This window comes from Pseudomonas sp. Irchel 3A7 (assembly GCF_900187565.1).
GTDB lineage: Bacteria > Pseudomonadota > Gammaproteobacteria > Pseudomonadales > Pseudomonadaceae > Aquipseudomonas.
This window is the reverse complement of record NZ_FYED01000019.1, coordinates 83366-100190: the sequence shown is the minus strand read 5'-3', so window position 1 is coordinate 100190 and position 16825 is coordinate 83366. Positions and strand designations below refer to the sequence as shown.

At 55.4% G+C, this 16825-nt stretch carries 22 protein-coding genes; 10 read left to right on the top strand and 12 right to left on the bottom strand.

From position 1 onward, the window contains the following. Nucleotides 1-44: 44 nt before the first annotated feature. From CKW21_RS27245 to CKW21_RS27230, 4 genes are all read right to left on the bottom strand, one after another. The gene (locus CKW21_RS27245; RefSeq protein ID WP_095196957.1) at nt 45-1439 is read right to left on the bottom strand and encodes an undecaprenyl-phosphate glucose phosphotransferase; all 1395 of its coding nucleotides are present in this window, start codon (nt 1437-1439) and stop codon (nt 45-47) included. Nucleotides 1440-1781: 342 nt separating this feature from the next. Continuing rightward, a complete protein-coding gene (locus CKW21_RS27240; RefSeq protein ID WP_095196956.1) occupies nt 1782-2441 on the bottom strand; it encodes a helix-turn-helix domain-containing protein in 660 nt (219 codons plus the stop codon). Between the two features lie 34 nt (nt 2442-2475). After that, a complete protein-coding gene (locus CKW21_RS27235; RefSeq protein ID WP_095197016.1) occupies nt 2476-3231 on the bottom strand; it encodes an EAL domain-containing protein in 756 nt (251 codons plus the stop codon). A gap of 26 nt (nt 3232-3257) precedes the next feature. Then, entirely contained in the window at nt 3258-3998 is a 741-nt protein-coding gene (locus CKW21_RS27230; RefSeq protein ID WP_371917552.1) for a winged helix-turn-helix domain-containing protein, read from the bottom strand. Nucleotides 3999-4577: 579 nt separating this feature from the next. Here CKW21_RS27230 and CKW21_RS27225 point away from each other — a divergent pair. Continuing rightward, nucleotides 4578-5411 (top strand): undecaprenyl-diphosphate phosphatase, encoded by an 834-nt coding sequence (locus CKW21_RS27225; RefSeq protein WP_095196955.1) that lies wholly within the window; start codon nt 4578-4580, stop codon nt 5409-5411. Nucleotides 5412-5458: 47 nt separating this feature from the next. Here CKW21_RS27225 and dusA read toward each other — a convergent pair whose 3' ends face one another. Next, complete coding sequence (dusA, locus tag CKW21_RS27220) at nt 5459-6469, bottom strand: tRNA dihydrouridine(20/20a) synthase DusA (RefSeq protein ID WP_095196954.1); 1011 nt, start codon at nt 6467-6469, stop codon at nt 5459-5461. Nucleotides 6470-6572: 103 nt separating this feature from the next. On the opposite strand from dusA, the gene CKW21_RS27215 reads away from it, so the two are divergent. After that, a complete protein-coding gene (locus tag CKW21_RS27215; RefSeq protein WP_095196953.1) occupies nt 6573-7697 on the top strand; it encodes a site-specific integrase in 1125 nt (374 codons plus the stop codon). A gap of 1 nt (nt 7698) precedes the next feature. Here the strand turns inward: CKW21_RS27215 and CKW21_RS27210 are convergent, their stop codons facing one another. The 7 genes from CKW21_RS27210 to CKW21_RS27180 all read right to left on the bottom strand — a co-directional run bounded on the left by CKW21_RS27210 (nt 7699) and on the right by CKW21_RS27180 (nt 10595). Continuing rightward, the gene (locus CKW21_RS27210; protein ID WP_095196952.1) at nt 7699-7974 is read right to left on the bottom strand and encodes a pyocin activator PrtN family protein; all 276 of its coding nucleotides are present in this window, start codon (nt 7972-7974) and stop codon (nt 7699-7701) included. Continuing rightward, on the bottom strand, nt 7971-8201 hold the full coding sequence (locus CKW21_RS27205) for a hypothetical protein (protein WP_095196951.1): 231 nt from the start codon (nt 8199-8201) through the stop codon (nt 7971-7973). Before CKW21_RS27205 ends, CKW21_RS27210 begins: the two co-directional genes overlap by 4 nt. 51 nt (nt 8202-8252) lie before the next feature. Next, entirely contained in the window at nt 8253-8570 is a 318-nt protein-coding gene (locus CKW21_RS27200; RefSeq protein WP_095196950.1) for a pyocin activator PrtN family protein, read from the bottom strand. Beyond that, nucleotides 8563-8703, bottom strand: coding sequence for a hypothetical protein (locus CKW21_RS31585; RefSeq protein WP_170948748.1), 141 nt, complete (start codon nt 8701-8703; stop codon nt 8563-8565). The genes CKW21_RS27200 and CKW21_RS31585 overlap by 8 nt, the downstream gene beginning before the upstream one ends. Before the next feature lie 25 nt (nt 8704-8728). After that, nucleotides 8729-9013, bottom strand: a complete 285-nt coding sequence (locus CKW21_RS27195) for a phage antirepressor KilAC domain-containing protein (protein ID WP_095196949.1) — start codon at nt 9011-9013, stop codon at nt 8729-8731. A gap of 10 nt (nt 9014-9023) precedes the next feature. Continuing rightward, nucleotides 9024-9608 carry a hypothetical protein gene (locus CKW21_RS27190; protein WP_095196948.1) on the bottom strand — a complete coding sequence of 195 codons (585 nt, stop codon included), beginning with the start codon at nt 9606-9608 and terminating at the stop codon, nt 9024-9026. Between the two features lie 258 nt (nt 9609-9866). Next, nucleotides 9867-10595, bottom strand: coding sequence for an XRE family transcriptional regulator (locus CKW21_RS27180; protein ID WP_095196946.1), 729 nt, complete (start codon nt 10593-10595; stop codon nt 9867-9869). On the opposite strand from CKW21_RS27180, the gene CKW21_RS32390 reads away from it, so the two are divergent. The 8 genes from CKW21_RS32390 (at nt 10546) to CKW21_RS31320 (ending at nt 16817) form a co-directional block, all read left to right on the top strand. After that, nucleotides 10546-10923 carry a helix-turn-helix transcriptional regulator gene (locus tag CKW21_RS32390; protein ID WP_371917551.1) on the top strand — a complete coding sequence of 126 codons (378 nt, stop codon included), beginning with the start codon at nt 10546-10548 and terminating at the stop codon, nt 10921-10923. The two genes, CKW21_RS27180 and CKW21_RS32390, sit on opposite strands and share 50 nt — an antisense overlap. Before the next feature lie 330 nt (nt 10924-11253). Next, nucleotides 11254-11772, top strand: a complete 519-nt coding sequence (locus CKW21_RS27170; protein WP_170948747.1) for a phage regulatory CII family protein — start codon at nt 11254-11256, stop codon at nt 11770-11772. After that, entirely contained in the window at nt 11765-11992 is a 228-nt protein-coding gene (locus CKW21_RS27165) for a TraR/DksA family transcriptional regulator (protein WP_095196944.1), read from the top strand. The genes CKW21_RS27170 and CKW21_RS27165 overlap by 8 nt, the downstream gene beginning before the upstream one ends. Then, nucleotides 11982-14198, top strand: coding sequence for a VapE domain-containing protein (locus CKW21_RS27160; protein ID WP_095196943.1), 2217 nt, complete (start codon nt 11982-11984; stop codon nt 14196-14198). The genes CKW21_RS27165 and CKW21_RS27160 overlap by 11 nt, the downstream gene beginning before the upstream one ends. Beyond that, on the top strand, nt 14191-14556 hold the full coding sequence (locus tag CKW21_RS27155) for a hypothetical protein (RefSeq protein ID WP_095196942.1): 366 nt from the start codon (nt 14191-14193) through the stop codon (nt 14554-14556). Before CKW21_RS27160 ends, CKW21_RS27155 begins: the two co-directional genes overlap by 8 nt. A gap of 529 nt (nt 14557-15085) precedes the next feature. After that, entirely contained in the window at nt 15086-15433 is a 348-nt protein-coding gene (locus CKW21_RS27150; protein ID WP_095196941.1) for a phage holin family protein, read from the top strand. After that, complete coding sequence (locus CKW21_RS27145; RefSeq protein WP_095196940.1) at nt 15430-16161, top strand: hypothetical protein; 732 nt, start codon at nt 15430-15432, stop codon at nt 16159-16161. Before CKW21_RS27150 ends, CKW21_RS27145 begins: the two co-directional genes overlap by 4 nt. Nucleotides 16162-16319: 158 nt before the next feature. Then, nucleotides 16320-16817: a hypothetical protein gene (locus tag CKW21_RS31320; protein WP_141233036.1), complete on the top strand. Its 498-nt coding sequence runs from the start codon at nt 16320-16322 to the stop codon at nt 16815-16817. The last annotated feature ends 8 nt before the right edge of the window (nt 16818-16825 follow it).

The following is a 16825-nucleotide window of genomic DNA, read 5'->3' as shown; positions in this document are numbered from 1 at the left end:
CCCCTGATTAATCTGCTGGCGTACAATCAAATAGTGTTCTGCCGTCAATAAATGTCTTTTGACAGCAAGGTGAAGGGCGTCTTCACCAGGATTTTCAGATCCAGCCACAACGACCAGTTGTTGATGTACTTGAGGTCGATTTCGACGCGCTTCTGCATCTTGTCGAGGGTGTCGGTCTCGCCGCGGAAACCGCTGATTTGAGCCAGCCCGGTGATACCCGGCTTGATTCGATGGCGAGCCATGTAGGCGAGAATCTTGCCGGAGTAGTAATCGTTGTGAGCAATGGCATGTGGACGAGGCCCGACAAGGGCCATGTGGCCTTGCAGGACATTGAACAATTGCGGCAACTCATCGATTGACGTGCGGCGGATAAAACGTCCGACCGGCGTTATCCGCGAGTCGTTACGGCTGGCCTGTTTCACCTCGCGGTCATCGTGTACGCGCATCGAGCGAAACTTCCAGACCTGGATCACCTTGCCGTTCCAGCCATGCCGATCCTGCTTGAAAAACACCGGCCCCTGGGAAGTGAGTTTGACCGCCAGGCCAATCGCCAACAGCAATGGGCTGAGGACGATGATGGCCATCAGCGCCACGCTTTTGTCGAGCAGGCTTTTACTCAGTGCGGCGGTGGGTTGGCTGGTCAGCGGGCTTTCATTCAGGTGGATCGCCGGAAGGCCGTCCACGTCACTGACGGAGTGATTGAGCAGGGTCAGACTGTTCAAGTCCGGCACCCAGACAACATCGACGTGGGCATCCAGCAAGTCGCCATACATGGCTTCGATCTGTGCTGCTTCACTCAGGGGCAGCGTGATGTACAGGCGGCGGATATCGTGGGTCTGGATCAACTCCAGGAGTTCCTCTTGCGGACCTACGACCGGTGGCGCACCCGCCTCCAGCAGGGGAGTGGCCTCCGAACTGACCAGTCCCACCAACGGGAAATGCTCAAGGGAACGAAGTTTGTTGGCCAAGCCCATTGCCAGTTCGCCCGTACCCACGATGAGTGTTTTCCGTTCGCGTTGAAGCGAGCGCTGGTAGTACTTCGAGAAACCCTGCAACGGGACATACAACAGTGCCTGCCCAATGTAGCTGCCGACAGCCCAGACCAGAATGATCTGGCGGGAAAACAGTTCATTGGCCTTGCACAGGAAGGCGACAATAGCCAACGCAGCCAAGGTCATTGCCCAACCCATCAATAGCCTGATCAGCCCTTCAAGGAAGTTGTCTTTTTTGGCGTAAACACCACACCATGTATAAGCTGGCACAGATGCCAGTACTGTAAGTGCTGCACAGACTCGATAATAAAACTCTACTGTTCCCGTCTGGCTATAAACCAATAGAAGTAACAGGGCGACAACAAAGCCCTGACCCAATGCCCACTGTCCCCAGAAGGTCAATCCTTTGAGAGTGGTATTTCGATTGATACGAAGATTGTTAACCATGCGATATCCCCAAAATACGTCCATTTGCGTGTCGACAGACAAGAACCAAAATTGATCTGGCAGCGTTATTGTTCTTATAAGATGGCCATGCGCTGACGAACTGAAGAGCCAGGGCGGCGCTGTCGTCAGTAAATAGATTAAGTTATTGGTTTGAATACTGTCTGACGACTTCTAACGAGGAGATTAGTGTCGCGGGCCAATATATTGGGGCGTTATAAAAAGTCGACAATGTGACTTGGGCTGTAGAGGCGCTTATTAGAAGGAAAGGAAGGCAGGGGGGGAGGGGAACCGGTGTGCGTTATTGTTATTGTAGTGCACGGCCAGTGTGAGCATTTTGTTAGCTCAGGTCAGGCTTTTCCCGCGTACGATCTTTTGTATCAGGCAATAGCCACGATTTCTGACTGCCCGAAATAGTCGTTCGCCATTGCTGGCATTCTTGAACTTCTCCTGCAATCGGCTCAGGCACATTTCGAGGCCTCGATAGTGTTCAGGTTCTCGGCCGATGCTGCGGATAAGATCATCCTTGCTGACTACGCGATCATCATGATGAAGCATTTTCTTGAGCAGCGCGGCTTCCAGGCCAGTCAGGACAATCTCGATATCATCCTTGATCAATGCGCCGTTGCCATTGCTCAAGCGCCAGGTTTCGTCGGCGGAGCGATCCGGGGCGTCATCCTTGGCTTGCTCTGCAATCGAGGTGATGTTGATGCGCTGAGTAGTGGGTTGAACCGCTTGCCACTGGGAATTGAACGTCGAAAGAATGCGCTGTGTATCATGCTTGATAACAGGCGAAACCATTCTTTCCACGTGCGGGTAAATAAACTCCATGAGTTTGGGGGCTGAGGAGGGTGGGGTCACGCCTTCAACGAACATTTTTGCCTGGGAAGTACCAAACGAGTTGTAGCGTTTGCTCGATAACAGTGCCTCCAGCTCAAGTTGCAGTGCGGGGCTATGGGTTACTACGACAAAATATTTTCTCGGGAGGTTTGTACTGCTTTCCATGTCGCTCTCCTGAATTGCACGCCTGATTTATTGGTTAAAGGTTGTCGGCAGGGGAGTAATGGCTCCCTTGAAAGTAATCAAAGGGCAACGCTCGCGCCAGTACATGGCTGGCGGCATGCTCGACTCTGTCCGCTATAAAACAGACTTTGGTGTTATGAGCCTGGGCGGTCATGCGTTCGTAGAGGCGATTGAAAAGTTCCGGGTTGCTCGTGAGCTTCAGACTCAAGTCTAGGGCCGATATGGATATCTTGATATAGTCAAATAGATTCAAGGTTGTAAATATCTCGATACTTTCATCGTAGATATTGTAACCATCGAGCGCGATTTCGATGCCGTGATCTTTTAGTAGATACACGTTGTGGAGAATCTTCTTTTTATCGCTGAAGTTAACCGTTGGCAGGGGGAGTTCATTTAACGCGACCACCAGTGTCTGGCCAAAGCCACGCAGGGCTTCGCTGCACTGGATCAGCTCTTCAGTGAGAGCGGCGTTGGCGAGCGCTGACTGCTCCAGGCAGACAAAGCGGCGACTGAGGTATTTGTTTTGGCTGGAGATATTGCGATCTTTCAGCGAGAAGGCGATCAGACGGGTCTGCATCAGCGCTTCACTGTAGATGGCACTCATCTCATTCGTCGCCGATGCGTAAGAGGCAAGGGCGGACAGGAACTGACTGTCGTCAGATTTTATTCTGATCTCGCTGCCAAAGGGGCAGTCATCGCGTGTAAGAATCAATTGTCGAGACAAATAGTGATTCGCACGCTCAAAGCGAGGCACGCATTCAGTTGCGTTCATAATGCAAAAACTCCGTTGCATAGTCATCAGGTTGTAGAAATCAAGCCCCTGATTAAGCGATATCCATGCCCGCGAATACTCTGAATGGCGTTGGTGCCATACATGCCTTTTATCTTGCCGCGAAGGCGGCTGATCGATTTTTCCAAGGCTCTTGGGTCATAAAAATTTATATTAAGGCCCATGACGTTGGCGATTTCATCATGACTCAAAATGTGGCTTTTCGTTTGAGAGAACGCCTCAAGAATCTGCATTTCCGCAAACGATACATCCAGTTTTTTATCGTCCCCAATGAGGCACATGCGCGTGGGGTCTAAAAGCAGAATGTCTTTTTTCTGCCATTCCGGGCTACTGAAAATTCCGGAAAATACCTCGGTGCTTTCCTCCGGTGTACCGGTGAACTTGATGCAGTAATCGGCGCCTGCAAGATAATATTTCATCTTGTTGTAGGTGCCTGGCCCCGTGATGGCCGCAAAAATGATCGAGCCCATATTGTCGGAGCGCAGATCCTCGATCAGCGCAATGCTGTCGATAATCGCCTGTGGACTATCAATAATCACAAAAATCGCACGGTACAACTCCGGGTGCTGGTATCTATTGAGCAATTTACTGTAGCACGTTGCCACTACGGGTATATTGGAACCTGCGTGCCTGGTGACTAATTCTCTGAACTCGTCCGCCAGCATGTGGGTCCGCCCAATGGTGAGAATCCCTGTCTGCTCCTTTACTCGATTGTGAATTGAGATCGTTTTGGTCCCTGTAAGCATCATGCTATGACTCGGCTGGGTGCTGACGTTTGGATGTTAAAGCACCGATTCTCATTTGTGACTGACAATTGGTAACATTTCATCGAAATTTGATGTGATCGACAGGTTTTTTTAACATCGCAGGTGGATTGGACGTGATCGTTTGCGTTCTTGAGGTTAGGTGTGAAGAACTCACCAGCTCGATCTTCCTGATTCAAGCGGCATATCATTGTGCCATCTTTTTCCCGATATCCCGGTTTACTGGCGCCATAAGCTTGACGCTTGGCTGAGCGCGGGTGTCGATTGTAAATTATTATCGGAAGTGATCAGCCGCTGAAACTTTGATTTTTTTGGCATAAGCTCAGGCTTTTTTTGCTAGAAGTGTTTCGCTCTGATTAGGGATATGTAACTTTTCCTCTGTTAGTTAGGGTGATGGACAATTGATAACAAAGGGTTTTAATGCGCAGCTTAGTGCGTTCTACTCTCGCGTTCGCCAGGTGGTCATTGTCAGGATTGATTTGCGCCCTGTTGCAATGAGTTCAAGGTGTTTGAATAGTCAACAGGCCCTTCATGCGATTATCGTGAGGGTCTAACGGGGGATTGATGGATCTGTGGACCACTGTATCGGTGTTGTTTTTAGGGTTGGTTGAAGGGCTCACCGAGTTTTTGCCCATCTCCAGTACCGGGCACCAGATTATTGTCGCGGACTTGCTCGACTTCGGTGGTGAACGCGCAATGGCGTTCAATATCATTATTCAACTGGGCGCCATCCTGGCGGTTGTCTGGGAGTTCCGAAGCAAGATCCTCGAAGTCGTCAGCGGTTTACCCACCCAACGCAATGCGCAGCGCTTTACCTTGAATCTATTGATCGGCTTCATGCCGGCCGTTGTTCTGGGGGTGCTGTTCGCCGATAAAATTCACGAATACCTGTTCAATCCCATCACCGTGGCGATGGCATTGGTGGTGGGCGGTATCGTCATGTTGTGGGCCGAGGAGCGCAACCATGTGGTGTACGTCGATCATGTCGACGATATGCGCTGGCCTGACGCCCTCAAGGTCGGTTTCGCACAATGCCTGGCGATGATCCCGGGCACCTCCCGCTCAGGATCGACCATCATCGGCGGGCTGCTGTTTGGCCTGTCACGCAAGGCCGCGACCGAGTTCTCGTTCTTCCTGGCCATGCCCACCATGGTGGGGGCCGCCGTCTATTCCGGCTACAAATACCGGGATCTGTTCCAGGCCGACGACCTGCCAGTTTTTGCCCTCGGCTTCGTGACCGCGTTCCTGTTCGCCATGATCGCTGTTCGTGGTTTGCTCAAGTTCATCGCCAACCACAGTTACGCCGCGTTCGCCTGGTACCGGATCGCATTCGGTCTGCTGATCCTGGCGACCTGGATATTCGGTTGGATCAACTGGACTGAAGCAGCGGCGGTCTGAAGATGTGCACCCGGCTGCGAACTCCGCAACCGGGTGCAGATTACTCCCTAACGCCCTTCGAGCAACTGTGCCGCCTGATCCAGCAAGGCCAACGGCTCCTTGGCCTTGTGAATATCCACCGACAACAACTGCCGAAACTTGCGCGCCCCCGGAAAGCCGGTGCCCAGCCCCAACACATGCCGCGTGATGTGGTGCATCGAACCGCCCGCATCGATGTGCGCAGCGATATACGGCCGCAACTGCGCCAGCGCCTCGGCACGCGTGATCACCGGTGCCGTACTGCCAAACAGCTGCTGATCCACTTCAGCCATCACATAAGGATTGTGATACGCCTCGCGACCCAGCATCACCCCATCGAAGGTCTGCAAATGCTCATGGCAGGCCTCCAGCGTCTTGATGCCGCCGTTGAGAATAATCTCCAGCTCTGGAAAGTCCGCCTTCAACCGCGCCGCCACGTCATAACGCAACGGTGGAATATCCCGGTTCTCCTTCGGCGACAACCCCTCCAGAATCGCAATCCGCGCATGCACCGTAAAACTCGTGCACCCGGCCTCGCGAACCGTGCCGACGAAATCGCACAACTCCTCGTAACTGTCTCGCCCGTTAATCCCGATGCGATGCTTCACCGTCACCGGAATCGACACCGCATCGCGCATCGCCTTCACACAATCGGCCACCAACTGCGGATGCCCCATCAGGCACGCGCCGATCATATTGTTCTGCACCCGATCACTCGGGCAGCCGACATTCAGATTCACCTCGTCGTAACCGTGGTCCTGGGCCATGCGCGCACACGCCGCGAGATCCAGCGGCACACTGCCGCCCAACTGCAACGCGAGCGGGTGCTCGGCTTCGTCATGACGCAGGAAACGGTCGTGATCACCGTTGAGGAGCGCGCCGGTGGTGACCATTTCGGTGTAGAGCAGGGCGTTTTTCGACAGCAGGCGCAGGAAGAAACGGCAATGGCGGTCAGTCCAGTCCATCATAGGTGCAACGCTGAACCGCCGAGATAGCGTAGGGCTTGTGTTTACTGGGCTGGAGTGGGGGTTCTGTACCATTTTGCTCTACATATTTTCAGCGGGTTTTGGGGCGTTTTCGCGCGTTTTTTGACTCTCGGTGGTACGATGTACCACTTCAAAACTGACGCGTACCACTTTCGATATGGCGACTATCAGGGCAAGAAAACTGGCGGATGGGACCGTGAGCTACACGGCTCAGATCCGCATCAAGCGCGACGGAGTGCAAGTCTACCAAGAGAGCCAGACCTTCGCCCGGAAACAGGCGGCTCAGGCCTGGGTGCGGCGACGTGAGGCAGACCTGGACCAGCCAGGTGCGATCGAACGTGCGAACCGAAAGGGTGTCACTGTCGAAGACATGATCAAGCAATACCTGGCCGAAATGGAGAAGGTCCGGCCGTTGGGCAAGACCAAGGAAGCCACCCTCAATGCCATTGCAGCTTCGGACTTCGGTCAGACCGTTGACTACGACATCAATAGCCAACGGTTGGTGGACTTTGCGCTCTGGCGTATGAGCAAGGAGGGCGGTGGCGTTCAACCGCAGACTGCTGGCAATGACTTGGCCCATCTAGGGGCTGTTCTGTCGATTGCTCGACCTGCATGGGGATATGAGGTCGACCCGCATGCGATGGCGGATGCTCGAAAAGTGTTGAGGAAGCTGGGCTACAACATGAAAAGTCGAGAGCGCGACCGGCGGCCGACCAAGGACGAACTGAATAAACTGCTAGAGCACTTCGTCGGTATGCAACAGCGTCGGCCCAGTTCTATCAACATGCTTAAGGTCATCGGTTTCGCGTTATTTTCTACCCGTAGGCAGGATGAAATAAGCCGGGTTCTCTGGGAAGACCTCGATGAAGAGCGTCGGCGAGTGATGGTGCGAGATATGAAGAACCCCGGTCAGAAAATCGGCAACGATGTTTGGTGTAGCCTTCCAGACGAAGCCTGGCGCATTCTGAAGAGCATGCCAAAAGAACGTGCGGAGATTTTCCCGTACAACTCGTCATCGATCTCCACCGCTTGGGCGAAGGCATGCAAGTTTTTGGAGATTGAAGATCTTCACTTCCACGACCTGCGACATGACGGCGTGAGTCGGTTATTTGAAATGGACTGGGATATCCCTCGAGTGGCGAGTGTTTCCGGACATCGAGACTGGAACTCATTGCGTAGATACACCCATCTGCGCGGTAGAGGTGACCACTATGCCGAATGGCCGTGGTTGGAGACGATTATTCAGGCGCCCGTGAAGTTGGGCGCCTGGGGTAAGCAATGAGTTAACTAGCTCGGCGGATGCCATTGAGCTGGTTACATTCCTTCACTGCAGCCTCCCGTTGCATGTCTAGGTAGGCCGCTAAGTCTGCAATGTGGATGCCTTTAGCACTCTTCTGGCTTGGCTCAAGCCTGGTAATGGGAATTCGGATTTGGCCGGCCATTACTTTGCGTTGAAACATGTCAGTGGTGAGATGGGTGAAGTAGTCTTTACAGACTTGGCTAAGTGGAATGATTGTTTGCCCATCGTATTGGGCCATAAGCAGAAACAGAGTTTTCATGCTGTCTCACCAATCAAGTCTCGATAGCTTCTCGAATGACCACGGGTTTGATCCGGCAACTGTTCGAGACTGTGAAATCTCTGCGAGTTTTCGGATTGATAAACCGCTTTTGCCTCGTCGGCTCCCTCAAGCCAGCCATCAATCATGTAGCTGCGATAGCCGGCCCAAAAGACTAGCCCGATGAACAGGGTGAGAATAATCAATGCTCCAAACTGTACTGCGGTCATGTGGTGTGCTCCTACTAGTTGCAATTGGCTGGTGGTGTCAGCTGTTTTGGTTTACTCGGTTGTCTCATCTTGTGGTCGCTGCATCTCTGCATCAGCCTTGTAGGCACGGATGTCAATCAATGAGGCGACGTGCCGGATATGCGCGTACTTCAGTGCCTTGCGGCTGGTGTCCAGAGTGGTGATGGGGAGCTGGATCCGGCCGCTGTTTATCTCTGTGACGAACGATTGCTCGTTAAGGTTGCGGAAATACTGTTCGCGTACTTTCTCCAGTGGGATCAGCACGTCGCCGAAGATGCGATAGAGCAGCTCTACAGTCGCCGCCTCGGGCGCGGGTTGGAGTCGGAGCGGTGTTTGGCCTCTGTTAGTCATTGGCTTGCTGAGCCTCCTTGCGTGGTGTTTTTGCCGGGTGGTTCCAGGCGTTCAGGCAGTGGCGTTTGGTTAGCTCGCGCAGATGTTCGGGTACTTCGAGGAGCGCGGCATTGCGCTCCTCGCGTGTACGCATGGCGATGATCTGGCGGGCGTATTCCCTAGGCCACGTCACGGTTGTCTGCCGGAATGGCGGGAAGTTCGAGGCCTAGTTGTTCGGCCAGCCAAAGGATGCCGGACTGACGTACCCGAGTTGACTGGCTGTACTGCATTCCCAGGTCGTGGTGATACCACTTGCTGTCCTTGACTCGCAGGTACTCGCGGTCGCGAACTGGAAATGCCGGTAGTCGGTCGGCTGTCAGAATGCCCTTTTCACGCATCAACTTGATCAGGGCGGGGCGGGTGATACCAAAGTACTTGGCGGTTTTTTCGAGATTGCGCTCCATGTCACCTCCTTTACGCTACGTGCGCGGCGGGCGTCGCCAGCGCAGCCAGGTGGTTGATGGATTCGCAGACCTTTTTATACATCTCCACGTCGCTGCCGCACACGGTGAAACACTTGGTGCGCGGGCTCTTGACGCCAATGCTCATGACTACGGTGATGCCTGTGCGTGTCCGGGTGCGATGCACTGCGATACGTATAGGCAGTTCAAAGCCGAGGTCTAGGTCGAGAAAACCGCCAATGCAGACCAGGCCGAAGACCTGCTCGCGTTGGTATGCGCTGAAAGCACCGTATTCACGCTCAGCATGCAGTTGTGGGGACGGCTCAACAGCGGGGTCAATCGGGCCGTTGGCGATATCTTCAATAAAGTCCGCCAGCTTCAAATGATTTTTTTTGCCGTTGAGCAGGGTCAGCGTGTGGCGTTCGTTGCTCAGTTCAACAGTGAAGGTGGTATCCACCTGGTTGCGTTCAACTTTCAGTCGGAATGCTATCGATTCACGCCGAGGTGCTGATCGAAGGGTGTGATTAAAGGTTTCGCTCAGATTGATCTGGGCGCTGAGCAGGGTCAGGGTGCGGTTGTCGATCTTGAACTTGCTCATGCTGCCCGGCCCCCGTCGTTTGGGTCGAAGGGGGTTGGAGCAGTGCGCCGCGAGACCAGGCGGGGTTTGCCGTGGTGAATGACTACCAGGCAGCCGGACGTGGCTTCCAGTTTTTCAATGCGCTCGCGGTTAGCTGCACATGCCGGATGGATGTGCACCGTTGCTGTGGTGTGCATGGTATTGCCTCGCTCTGTGGTGGAAGAGTGAGGCAAATATCACGTGCCGTGCTTCGCTGTGTCAATACGTAGCGTGATTAAATTATGGCGTACTGTGCAAAAAGCGAGAGGATTTGAGTATGCCGCCTACCAAATGGATTTCCATGACGTCAGATTCGGCAATATGTATTGGTGCGTGTTCAGCGTTGACACTGTCCAGTCGGTACATGCCATCACGCAGATAAATGAACTCTTTGATCATCGTCCGGCCAGCAGCCGTACGTACCATTACCTCGTCGCCGCTGAAAAAGGTTTTGTTCGGTTCAATAAGCACAAACTCTCCATTTTTAATTCGTGGAAGCATGCTATCGCCCGTAACCTTCAGCCCATATGCGTCGGGGTCATCGCTGTGGATGTTTAGATAGCCGTCACCATGCCCCGGTGGAAAATCCAGAGCCTCAAAAAAGCCTTCATTACCTAATTGTGCATTCCCGACCACTGGAACTCTCCCTTCCTTCGCCCGGTGCGCTTTGCTAGGGGAATTGCGTCCTATATCCAGTGCTTTTGATGGTGTCACATCTCTATTGAGGGAGCTGTCCTGGGGGGTGATTTTCTCGGGTATCAAGCTCTCATGCTCTGCTACCAACTCTGTAAAAGGAACCCTCAAAGCATTTGAGAGCTTCTTCAGATCTTGAAGGTTGGGCTGCCTGGTTCCTCTTTCATAGTTACCTATTCGAGACTGTGATTCCCAGCCACAAGCAAATGCGAGTTCTTGCTGACTCATGCCTGTGGCCTTTCTTAATTTTTTTATGCGCATGGCGAGTGTGTTCATGTGCTTTTTTTACCACGCAGTGAAATCTTTTTATCGCACTTTACGTGTTGAAAACTTCACGTATCGTGCTTATTATGGCCGCGAGTCATCGGAGACCATCGTTATGAATCGAATTGCTGAGCATCGAGGGAAAGCGGGTATCAAGCAGCGGGAATTGGTTGCAACGTTGGGTTGGACTCAGACACGCGTAAGCAACTATGAAGCTGGCCGCCGTACGGCGGGTCTTGCGGAGTGTAGAGCGATAACTGCTGCGCTCAACCGATTGGGTGCTGCTTGCTCGCTGGATGACGTTTTCCCTCCTGAGCAGGATGAGCCAAAAGCAGCGTAGAAAAAAGGCGACCCAAAGGTCGCCCAGTTCCTCCCGGCACGCACCACCACAGCGCTGTCGGGTCGCGATAAAGGTAGGCGGGCACACCACATGCTAACCACCTCCCTTTACCGCGCTTTTCCAAGACACGGAATGCCTTGGTGTTGCTGCCTTTTCCACCACAGATTGGGCAGCTGTTGCGCCAGGGGGTGAGCAAAGGATTGCTCGCCCCGGCACGGTACCGGTGTTGGTCTTGCGGACCTCGCCGGCGTTTGGGCACTTTCAAGCCACACGACAAATGTATCACCACTGCATGTCGTGAGGCACTGGCAACTTTCAAGGATTAATGCCATGAGCCGAATCGCTCTGAGTTGTATCGAACGGGCGCAGCGGGAAGTCCTGCCGCTCGATCTCGCACTTTACCATGCTGCTCGGGACTACCCCGGCGGTGCCGCTGCAATCGCCGCTACCACCGGCAGAAATCCCACCACACTGCAGCACAAACTCTCACCCACGCATCCGAGCCATACGGTGAATATTCAGGAGTTTGGCGAGATCCTGGAATTGACCAAGGACCGCCGCATTCTCGATGCGGTGCATGCATTGGTAGGAGATACGGCCTGGCAGGAATTGGCTGAGGCGTACACCAACGACATGCCTGAAACACTAACCACCGGCATTGCTGAATATTTTCGTCAGGTGGCGGACTTGGCTGAGACATGGGCCAAGAGCATCGGTGACGGCGTGGTGACCGACCACGAGCTGGCCGCGATTCGCCTGCAGGTTTTTCGTGGTATTCAGGGATTGCTGGGGATGTTCAACCGTGCCTGCTACGTCAACAAGACAACGCGGGGTGTTGAACATGACTGACCTCGTCGACTTCGCTAACGACCTGGTTCAAGACAGCATCGATCAGGCGCTGGCCGCTCGTGCCGCCGCAAAGCCTGTTATGGCAGCGCATTCCTTCCTGTTCTGCGAAGCCTGCGATGATCCAATCCCTGAGGCTCGTCGACTGGCCCTCCCGGGCTGCAGCCAGTGCGTGATCTGCCAGTCCATTGATGAGTCGTTGGAGGCCCGTCATGCTCGTTGAGGTATTGGGTCAATTCGCGGACTACGGTCTCGAACCCGAACAGCCCCTGATCTTTGGCAAGCTGACTCGGTGCAAAACAACGCAGGACAAAGGTAAGGAAAAGAACGGCTGGTATGTCGTCCACGAATACCGAACAGAAAAGGGCGAAACGCTGATCTTCGGCAGCTTCGGTGACTGGCGTTCGGGCGAGACACAGAAAATCAAGGTCAAGGCCGGACGTATGTCACCTGAAGAGCGCGAGGTCATGCGCGCTCGGCAAGAAGATGCGAAGCGCCGGGCGGCGGAGATTGCCGCCAATGCATCACGTCGAGCGGCGAACCGGGCAGCGGGGCTGTTCAAGCGCATGCCGGAGAAGGGCCGCAGCGACTATCTGGATCGAAAGCAGATCGTCGGATTCGGCGTTCGTTACGCACCGCGCTCCGGCGCGTTTTTGGTGCCCATGTGCAACGTACGGGACCAAATTGTCGGCCTGCAGGTGATCTTTCCGGTGAAGCAGGAAGACACCGGCCGGGATAAATCCTACTGGCCCTACGGTATGTCGAAAGAGGGCGCCTTTCACCTGATTGGCCCGCACCCAGAGCCGGGCGAACCGGTACTGGTGTGTGAGGGCTACGCCACGGGCGCCAGCCTGCACATGGCGACATCGTTGACGGTGGCCATCGCGTTCGACGCGGGCAACCTATTGGTGGTCTGCAAGGCCATGCGCGAACGTTTTCCCGGATGCCCGCTGATCGTCTGCCGCGATGATGACTGGAAGACCAAGCGTCCGAATGGCGACCCTTGGAACCCAGGTGAAGATAAGGCCAACAACGCCGCGTTGGTTGTCGGTGGTCAGGTGGTCGCTCCAATCTTTTCTGGCGAGCGGGAAGACAAGTGGACCGACTTCAATGACCTGCACGTCGCCGAAGGCTTGGACGCGGTCCGTCGCCAGCTGCTGGCGGTGGTCAAACCACCCGCAGCGGGTGGCTGGAAGGATCAGTTGGCGCGCAGTGAAAGTGGAGCATTGATTGCGCACATGCAGAACGTCGAGCTGATCCTCGGCAATGACGAACGCTGGGCCGGCGTTATCGGGTATAGCGTGTTCAGTTCGAAGATCATCAAGCTGCGGGCCGCACCGTATGGCGGCGGTGTCGGCGACTGGGCGGATATTGATGACATGCGGGTGATGAAATGGCTCGCGCAGCAATACAACCTGCGGGTCAAGGCGTCTCATGTGATCGAGGCAGTGAGTGTGGTCGCCCATGACCACACCTTTCACCCGGTGCGCGATTATCTGAGAAAACTTGAATGGGACCGCGTCCCTCGTTTGGAGCGTTGGTTGACCGACGTGCTGGGCGTTCAGTCCAGTGAGTACTCAGCCAAGGTCGGCAAACGCTGGCTGATTTCGGCGGTGGCTCGGGTGATGCAACCGGGTTGCAAGGCCGACTCGGTGATGATCCTCGAAGGCGGGCAGGGTGAAGGTAAATCCACGGCGGTGGGCATTCTCGGCGGCGAGTGGTTCATGGACACGCCATTTGTCCTCGGCGACAAGGACAGTTTTCAGGCGATTCGCGGCAAGTGGCTGGTTGAATTGGGGGAGCTGGACAGCTTCAACAAGGCCGAGAGTACCAAGGCCAAACAGTTCTTTTCGGCTTCCACCGATACCTATCGCGAGAGCTACGGCCGCCGAACAAACGACGTGCCACGCCAGTGTGTGTTCGTGGGCACCACCAACCAAGAAGAGTACCTCAAGGACGCCACCGGTAACCGACGTTACTGGCCGGTGTACTGCAACATGGTTGATCTGGAAAAACTCCGTGAGATTCGCGACCAGCTGTGGGCTGAGGCGGTTGTTTGCTATGAGGCCGGCGATATCTGGTGGGTGACCAAAGACGAGTCGTGGATGTTCACTGAAGCCCAGGACGAGCGCTTTGTGGTGGACGAGTGGGAGGCACCGATCTTGACCTGGTTGGAGGAGTCGCAGATTGGCGAAACCGCGACCGGCAACGACATCTTGAGCCAAGCCCTCAAGCTAGATTACGGACATTGGAGCAAGCCTGAGCAAATGCGCGTCGGGGCGATCATGCATCGCCTTGGGTGGCGTAAGAAGCGCCTGCCTGCCTTGGCCAAAAGCGGGATACGACCGTGGGCCTACCAGAAGCCGGACGGGTGGGGGCGTTCTTCTGCGTTGCCGCAGGCACCGATCGAGGAGCCTTGTTTTGATTAAGCGTATCGATGAAATGCTCAAGCTCTGGGCGCAGGATCTGCACACCCCAATGACCGAAAACTACGGTGGCGCGAGTGGGGGCAACATGATTGCCATGCTGATGGAATGCAAGGGGGAGTTGATCCGTGGCACACGCGGCAGTCGGGTGTTGCTGGACGAGTCGGCGGATATCGAGTTGATCGTCAACAAACACCTGGCGCCGGAGTTGGCCCTGGTAGTGATGGAGCACTACTGCAATCACGACAGCTTTCTCTCGCAAAAGATGTTGCACTGCGGATGTAGTGTGCGGACCTATTACCTACGCCTGCATGAGGCACATGTGTGTATTGAAGGTCTACTGATGGGGAAAGCGGCATGACCTTCGGGGACACTCCGACTAAACCTGTCCTACTGTCTGGCCTTGTCCTGCTGCGATTTTACGTAGTAGGACAAGCGCAGGCCGCGTCGTTGCTGGCGTGTCCTACTGTCCAACCTTTTCACCCCTGTCACGCACACATGAGCGTAGCGCGTGAGCATTCGCGCCTGTGGCGCGCATGCGTGTTTTTAGTTTTTTCTCTATACACGAGAAAGGAGTAAATAAAGTAGGACAGTGGGGCAGAGCCCCGTCGTTCGGGGCTCTCAGCTGTCCTACTTCGACGTAGAATAGTAGGACAGGTAGGACAGTGTAAGAAGAGCAGATAGCCGAGGTGGTGTATTCGCCGACATTCGCTAGGTGTTCACCCTGCGTTACCCACATATTCACCGGGTGGCATTAAAGTGGGGTTGCTGCCAGTAAAATCCACCTGTAAAAAGTAGTCATCTTCGATAGGTGCGACCGCAGAGAGCGGCAGGCATCACACACCAAACCCGGCCATTGCGTCGGGTTTTTGCGTTTATGGGGTAGGGCGATGACGAACGAGCAGCAAGCGCTGGCAGAGATGCCCATCTGGTTAGTGATCGTTCTGGCCCTGGTCGGCGGTGTGTCAGGAGAGATGTGGCGAGCGGACAAGGATGGGGCGCGAGGCTGGGTGTTGTTACGGCGCCTGGCCCTGCGATCTGGTGCCTGTATCGTCTGCGGCGTGTCGGCCATGATGTTGATGATCGGCGCCGGCATGTCGATCTGGACAGCCGGAGCCTTGGGGTGTCTGACCGCCATGGCCGGCGCTGATGTCGCCATCGGGCTGTACGAGCGATGGGCCGCCAAGCGCCTGGGCGTCAGCGAGTCATCGGCGGCTGGCGGCGATCCAGGGCAATGATGCGGCTGGAGATGCGCGACAACATCGACAAGATCGTGAAAGGCCTGCGAGGGCTAAGCCGTAACAAGGTACCCACTGCTGCGGCCAAGGCGCTGACCTTCACCGCCGAGCGAGTGCAGATCGCCGAGAAAGCCGAGATCGCCCGGGTGTTTGATCGTCCCACCCGTTGGACGTTGAACTCGATCTACAAGCGAAGCGCCACAGCCACCCGGTTGTTCGCCCGTGTATGGGTCAAGGATGAGGCCAGCTCAGGTGTGCCAGCCTCGAAGTACTTGCCGGTGCATATCGATGGCGGCAATCGTCCACACAAGCGATTCGAGAAGGCACTGATTCACTACGGCCTGATGCCGGCCGACATGTACGCAGTGCCCGGTCGGCGTGCCCGCATCGATGGCAGCGGCAACCTCAGCCGAGGGCAGATCGTTCAGATACTGTCGGCGCTTGGCGCTGCCGAACGTGTGTCAGGCTTCATGGCCAACCGCACGGCCCGCAGCAAACGACGCAATCGCAACGCCCCTGATTATTTCGCCGGTCGCCCAGGCAACGGCACTGGCCCGTTGGGTATTTGGCAGCGCGTCGGCAACGGTGCGCGGCCCATCCTGATCTTTGTGAAACGCCCGACCTATCGGCGGCGCTTCGACTTCTACGGTGTGGCCAACCGTGTCGCCGCGGCCGAGTTCGAGCCGCTGTTCCGCCGCGCCTTGGCGCGCGAGATGGCTCGCGACTGAGACCTTGGACGCTTCGGGAACGGATCGAGGCCTCATCCCTTTTTTCAATGGGTCCTTCCGGCGATCTGGGGGAATGGGGTAATTCGAACCCCGATCTTTTTGCAGATTCAACCCGACATAGGGGGTTCCGCTTCCTAGTCCAGACCTTGGAGTCGAGCATGCCAACCCAACGTGAAATCGCTGATCACCTGGACATGAGCGAGCGCAATGCCCGTGATGTGCTGAAGGGAATCGGCGTCAGCGATTGGCAGTCGGCCAGCCTGGACGAAATCCGCATCGCTTACATCCGCGACCTGCGCAACAAGGCAGCGGGGCGTGGGGGCAGTCAGTTGGAAGAGCTCAACGCCGTGCGGATCGACGAAGGGCGGGTCAAGGCCGCGAACGGTCGTCTGCTGTATCACGAGAAATTGCGGTCGCTGATCCCCAGCGTGGAAGCGGAACGTGTGCTGGCCGACTGGGCTGGCTTTGCCAACCGGGAGTACCTGGGCGGTGTCGAACGACTTATTCAGGAAATCGAGAACGTGCAGAAACTCACGGTAGATCGATCAGTGGTGGCCAAAGTTGCTGGACCTACAACCGAGCGAATTGCAGGCTACGCGCGAAAACTTGGCGCGGAGCTTGTTGGCAGCCGCGGGGAAGTTCAACCCGCCGCGTGACGTGCCGA

What these genes read in the sequence shown, in the direction of transcription:
- CKW21_RS27245 (WP_095196957.1), bottom strand. Translation starts at nt 1,439, where the DNA reads ATGGTTAACAATCTTCGTATCAATCGAAATACCACTCTCAAAGGATTG.
- CKW21_RS27240 (WP_095196956.1), bottom strand. Translation starts at nt 2,441, where the DNA reads ATGGAAAGCAGTACAAACCTCCCGAGAAAATATTTTGTCGTAGTAACC.
- CKW21_RS27235 (WP_095197016.1), bottom strand. Translation starts at nt 3,231, where the DNA reads ATGAACGCAACTGAATGCGTGCCTCGCTTTGAGCGTGCGAATCACTAT.
- CKW21_RS27230 (WP_371917552.1), bottom strand. Translation starts at nt 3,998, where the DNA reads ATGATGCTTACAGGGACCAAAACGATCTCAATTCACAATCGAGTAAAG.
- CKW21_RS27225 (WP_095196955.1), top strand. Translation starts at nt 4,578, where the DNA reads ATGGATCTGTGGACCACTGTATCGGTGTTGTTTTTAGGGTTGGTTGAA.
- dusA (WP_095196954.1), bottom strand. Translation starts at nt 6,469, where the DNA reads ATGGTACAGAACCCCCACTCCAGCCCAGTAAACACAAGCCCTACGCTA.
- CKW21_RS27215 (WP_095196953.1), top strand. Translation starts at nt 6,573, where the DNA reads ATGGCGACTATCAGGGCAAGAAAACTGGCGGATGGGACCGTGAGCTAC.
- CKW21_RS27210 (WP_095196952.1), bottom strand. Translation starts at nt 7,974, where the DNA reads ATGAAAACTCTGTTTCTGCTTATGGCCCAATACGATGGGCAAACAATC.
- CKW21_RS27205 (WP_095196951.1), bottom strand. Translation starts at nt 8,201, where the DNA reads ATGACCGCAGTACAGTTTGGAGCATTGATTATTCTCACCCTGTTCATC.
- CKW21_RS27200 (WP_095196950.1), bottom strand. Translation starts at nt 8,570, where the DNA reads ATGACTAACAGAGGCCAAACACCGCTCCGACTCCAACCCGCGCCCGAG.
- CKW21_RS31585 (WP_170948748.1), bottom strand. Translation starts at nt 8,703, where the DNA reads ATGCGTACACGCGAGGAGCGCAATGCCGCGCTCCTCGAAGTACCCGAA.
- CKW21_RS27195 (WP_095196949.1), bottom strand. Translation starts at nt 9,013, where the DNA reads ATGGAGCGCAATCTCGAAAAAACCGCCAAGTACTTTGGTATCACCCGC.
- CKW21_RS27190 (WP_095196948.1), bottom strand. Translation starts at nt 9,608, where the DNA reads ATGAGCAAGTTCAAGATCGACAACCGCACCCTGACCCTGCTCAGCGCC.
- CKW21_RS32390 (WP_371917551.1), top strand. Translation starts at nt 10,546, where the DNA reads ATGCCTGTGGCCTTTCTTAATTTTTTTATGCGCATGGCGAGTGTGTTC.
- CKW21_RS27180 (WP_095196946.1), bottom strand. Translation starts at nt 10,595, where the DNA reads ATGAACACACTCGCCATGCGCATAAAAAAATTAAGAAAGGCCACAGGC.
- CKW21_RS27170 (WP_170948747.1), top strand. Translation starts at nt 11,254, where the DNA reads ATGAGCCGAATCGCTCTGAGTTGTATCGAACGGGCGCAGCGGGAAGTC.
- CKW21_RS27165 (WP_095196944.1), top strand. Translation starts at nt 11,765, where the DNA reads ATGACTGACCTCGTCGACTTCGCTAACGACCTGGTTCAAGACAGCATC.
- CKW21_RS27160 (WP_095196943.1), top strand. Translation starts at nt 11,982, where the DNA reads ATGCTCGTTGAGGTATTGGGTCAATTCGCGGACTACGGTCTCGAACCC.
- CKW21_RS27150 (WP_095196941.1), top strand. Translation starts at nt 15,086, where the DNA reads ATGACGAACGAGCAGCAAGCGCTGGCAGAGATGCCCATCTGGTTAGTG.
- CKW21_RS27145 (WP_095196940.1), top strand. Translation starts at nt 15,430, where the DNA reads ATGATGCGGCTGGAGATGCGCGACAACATCGACAAGATCGTGAAAGGC.
- CKW21_RS31320 (WP_141233036.1), top strand. Translation starts at nt 16,320, where the DNA reads ATGCCAACCCAACGTGAAATCGCTGATCACCTGGACATGAGCGAGCGC.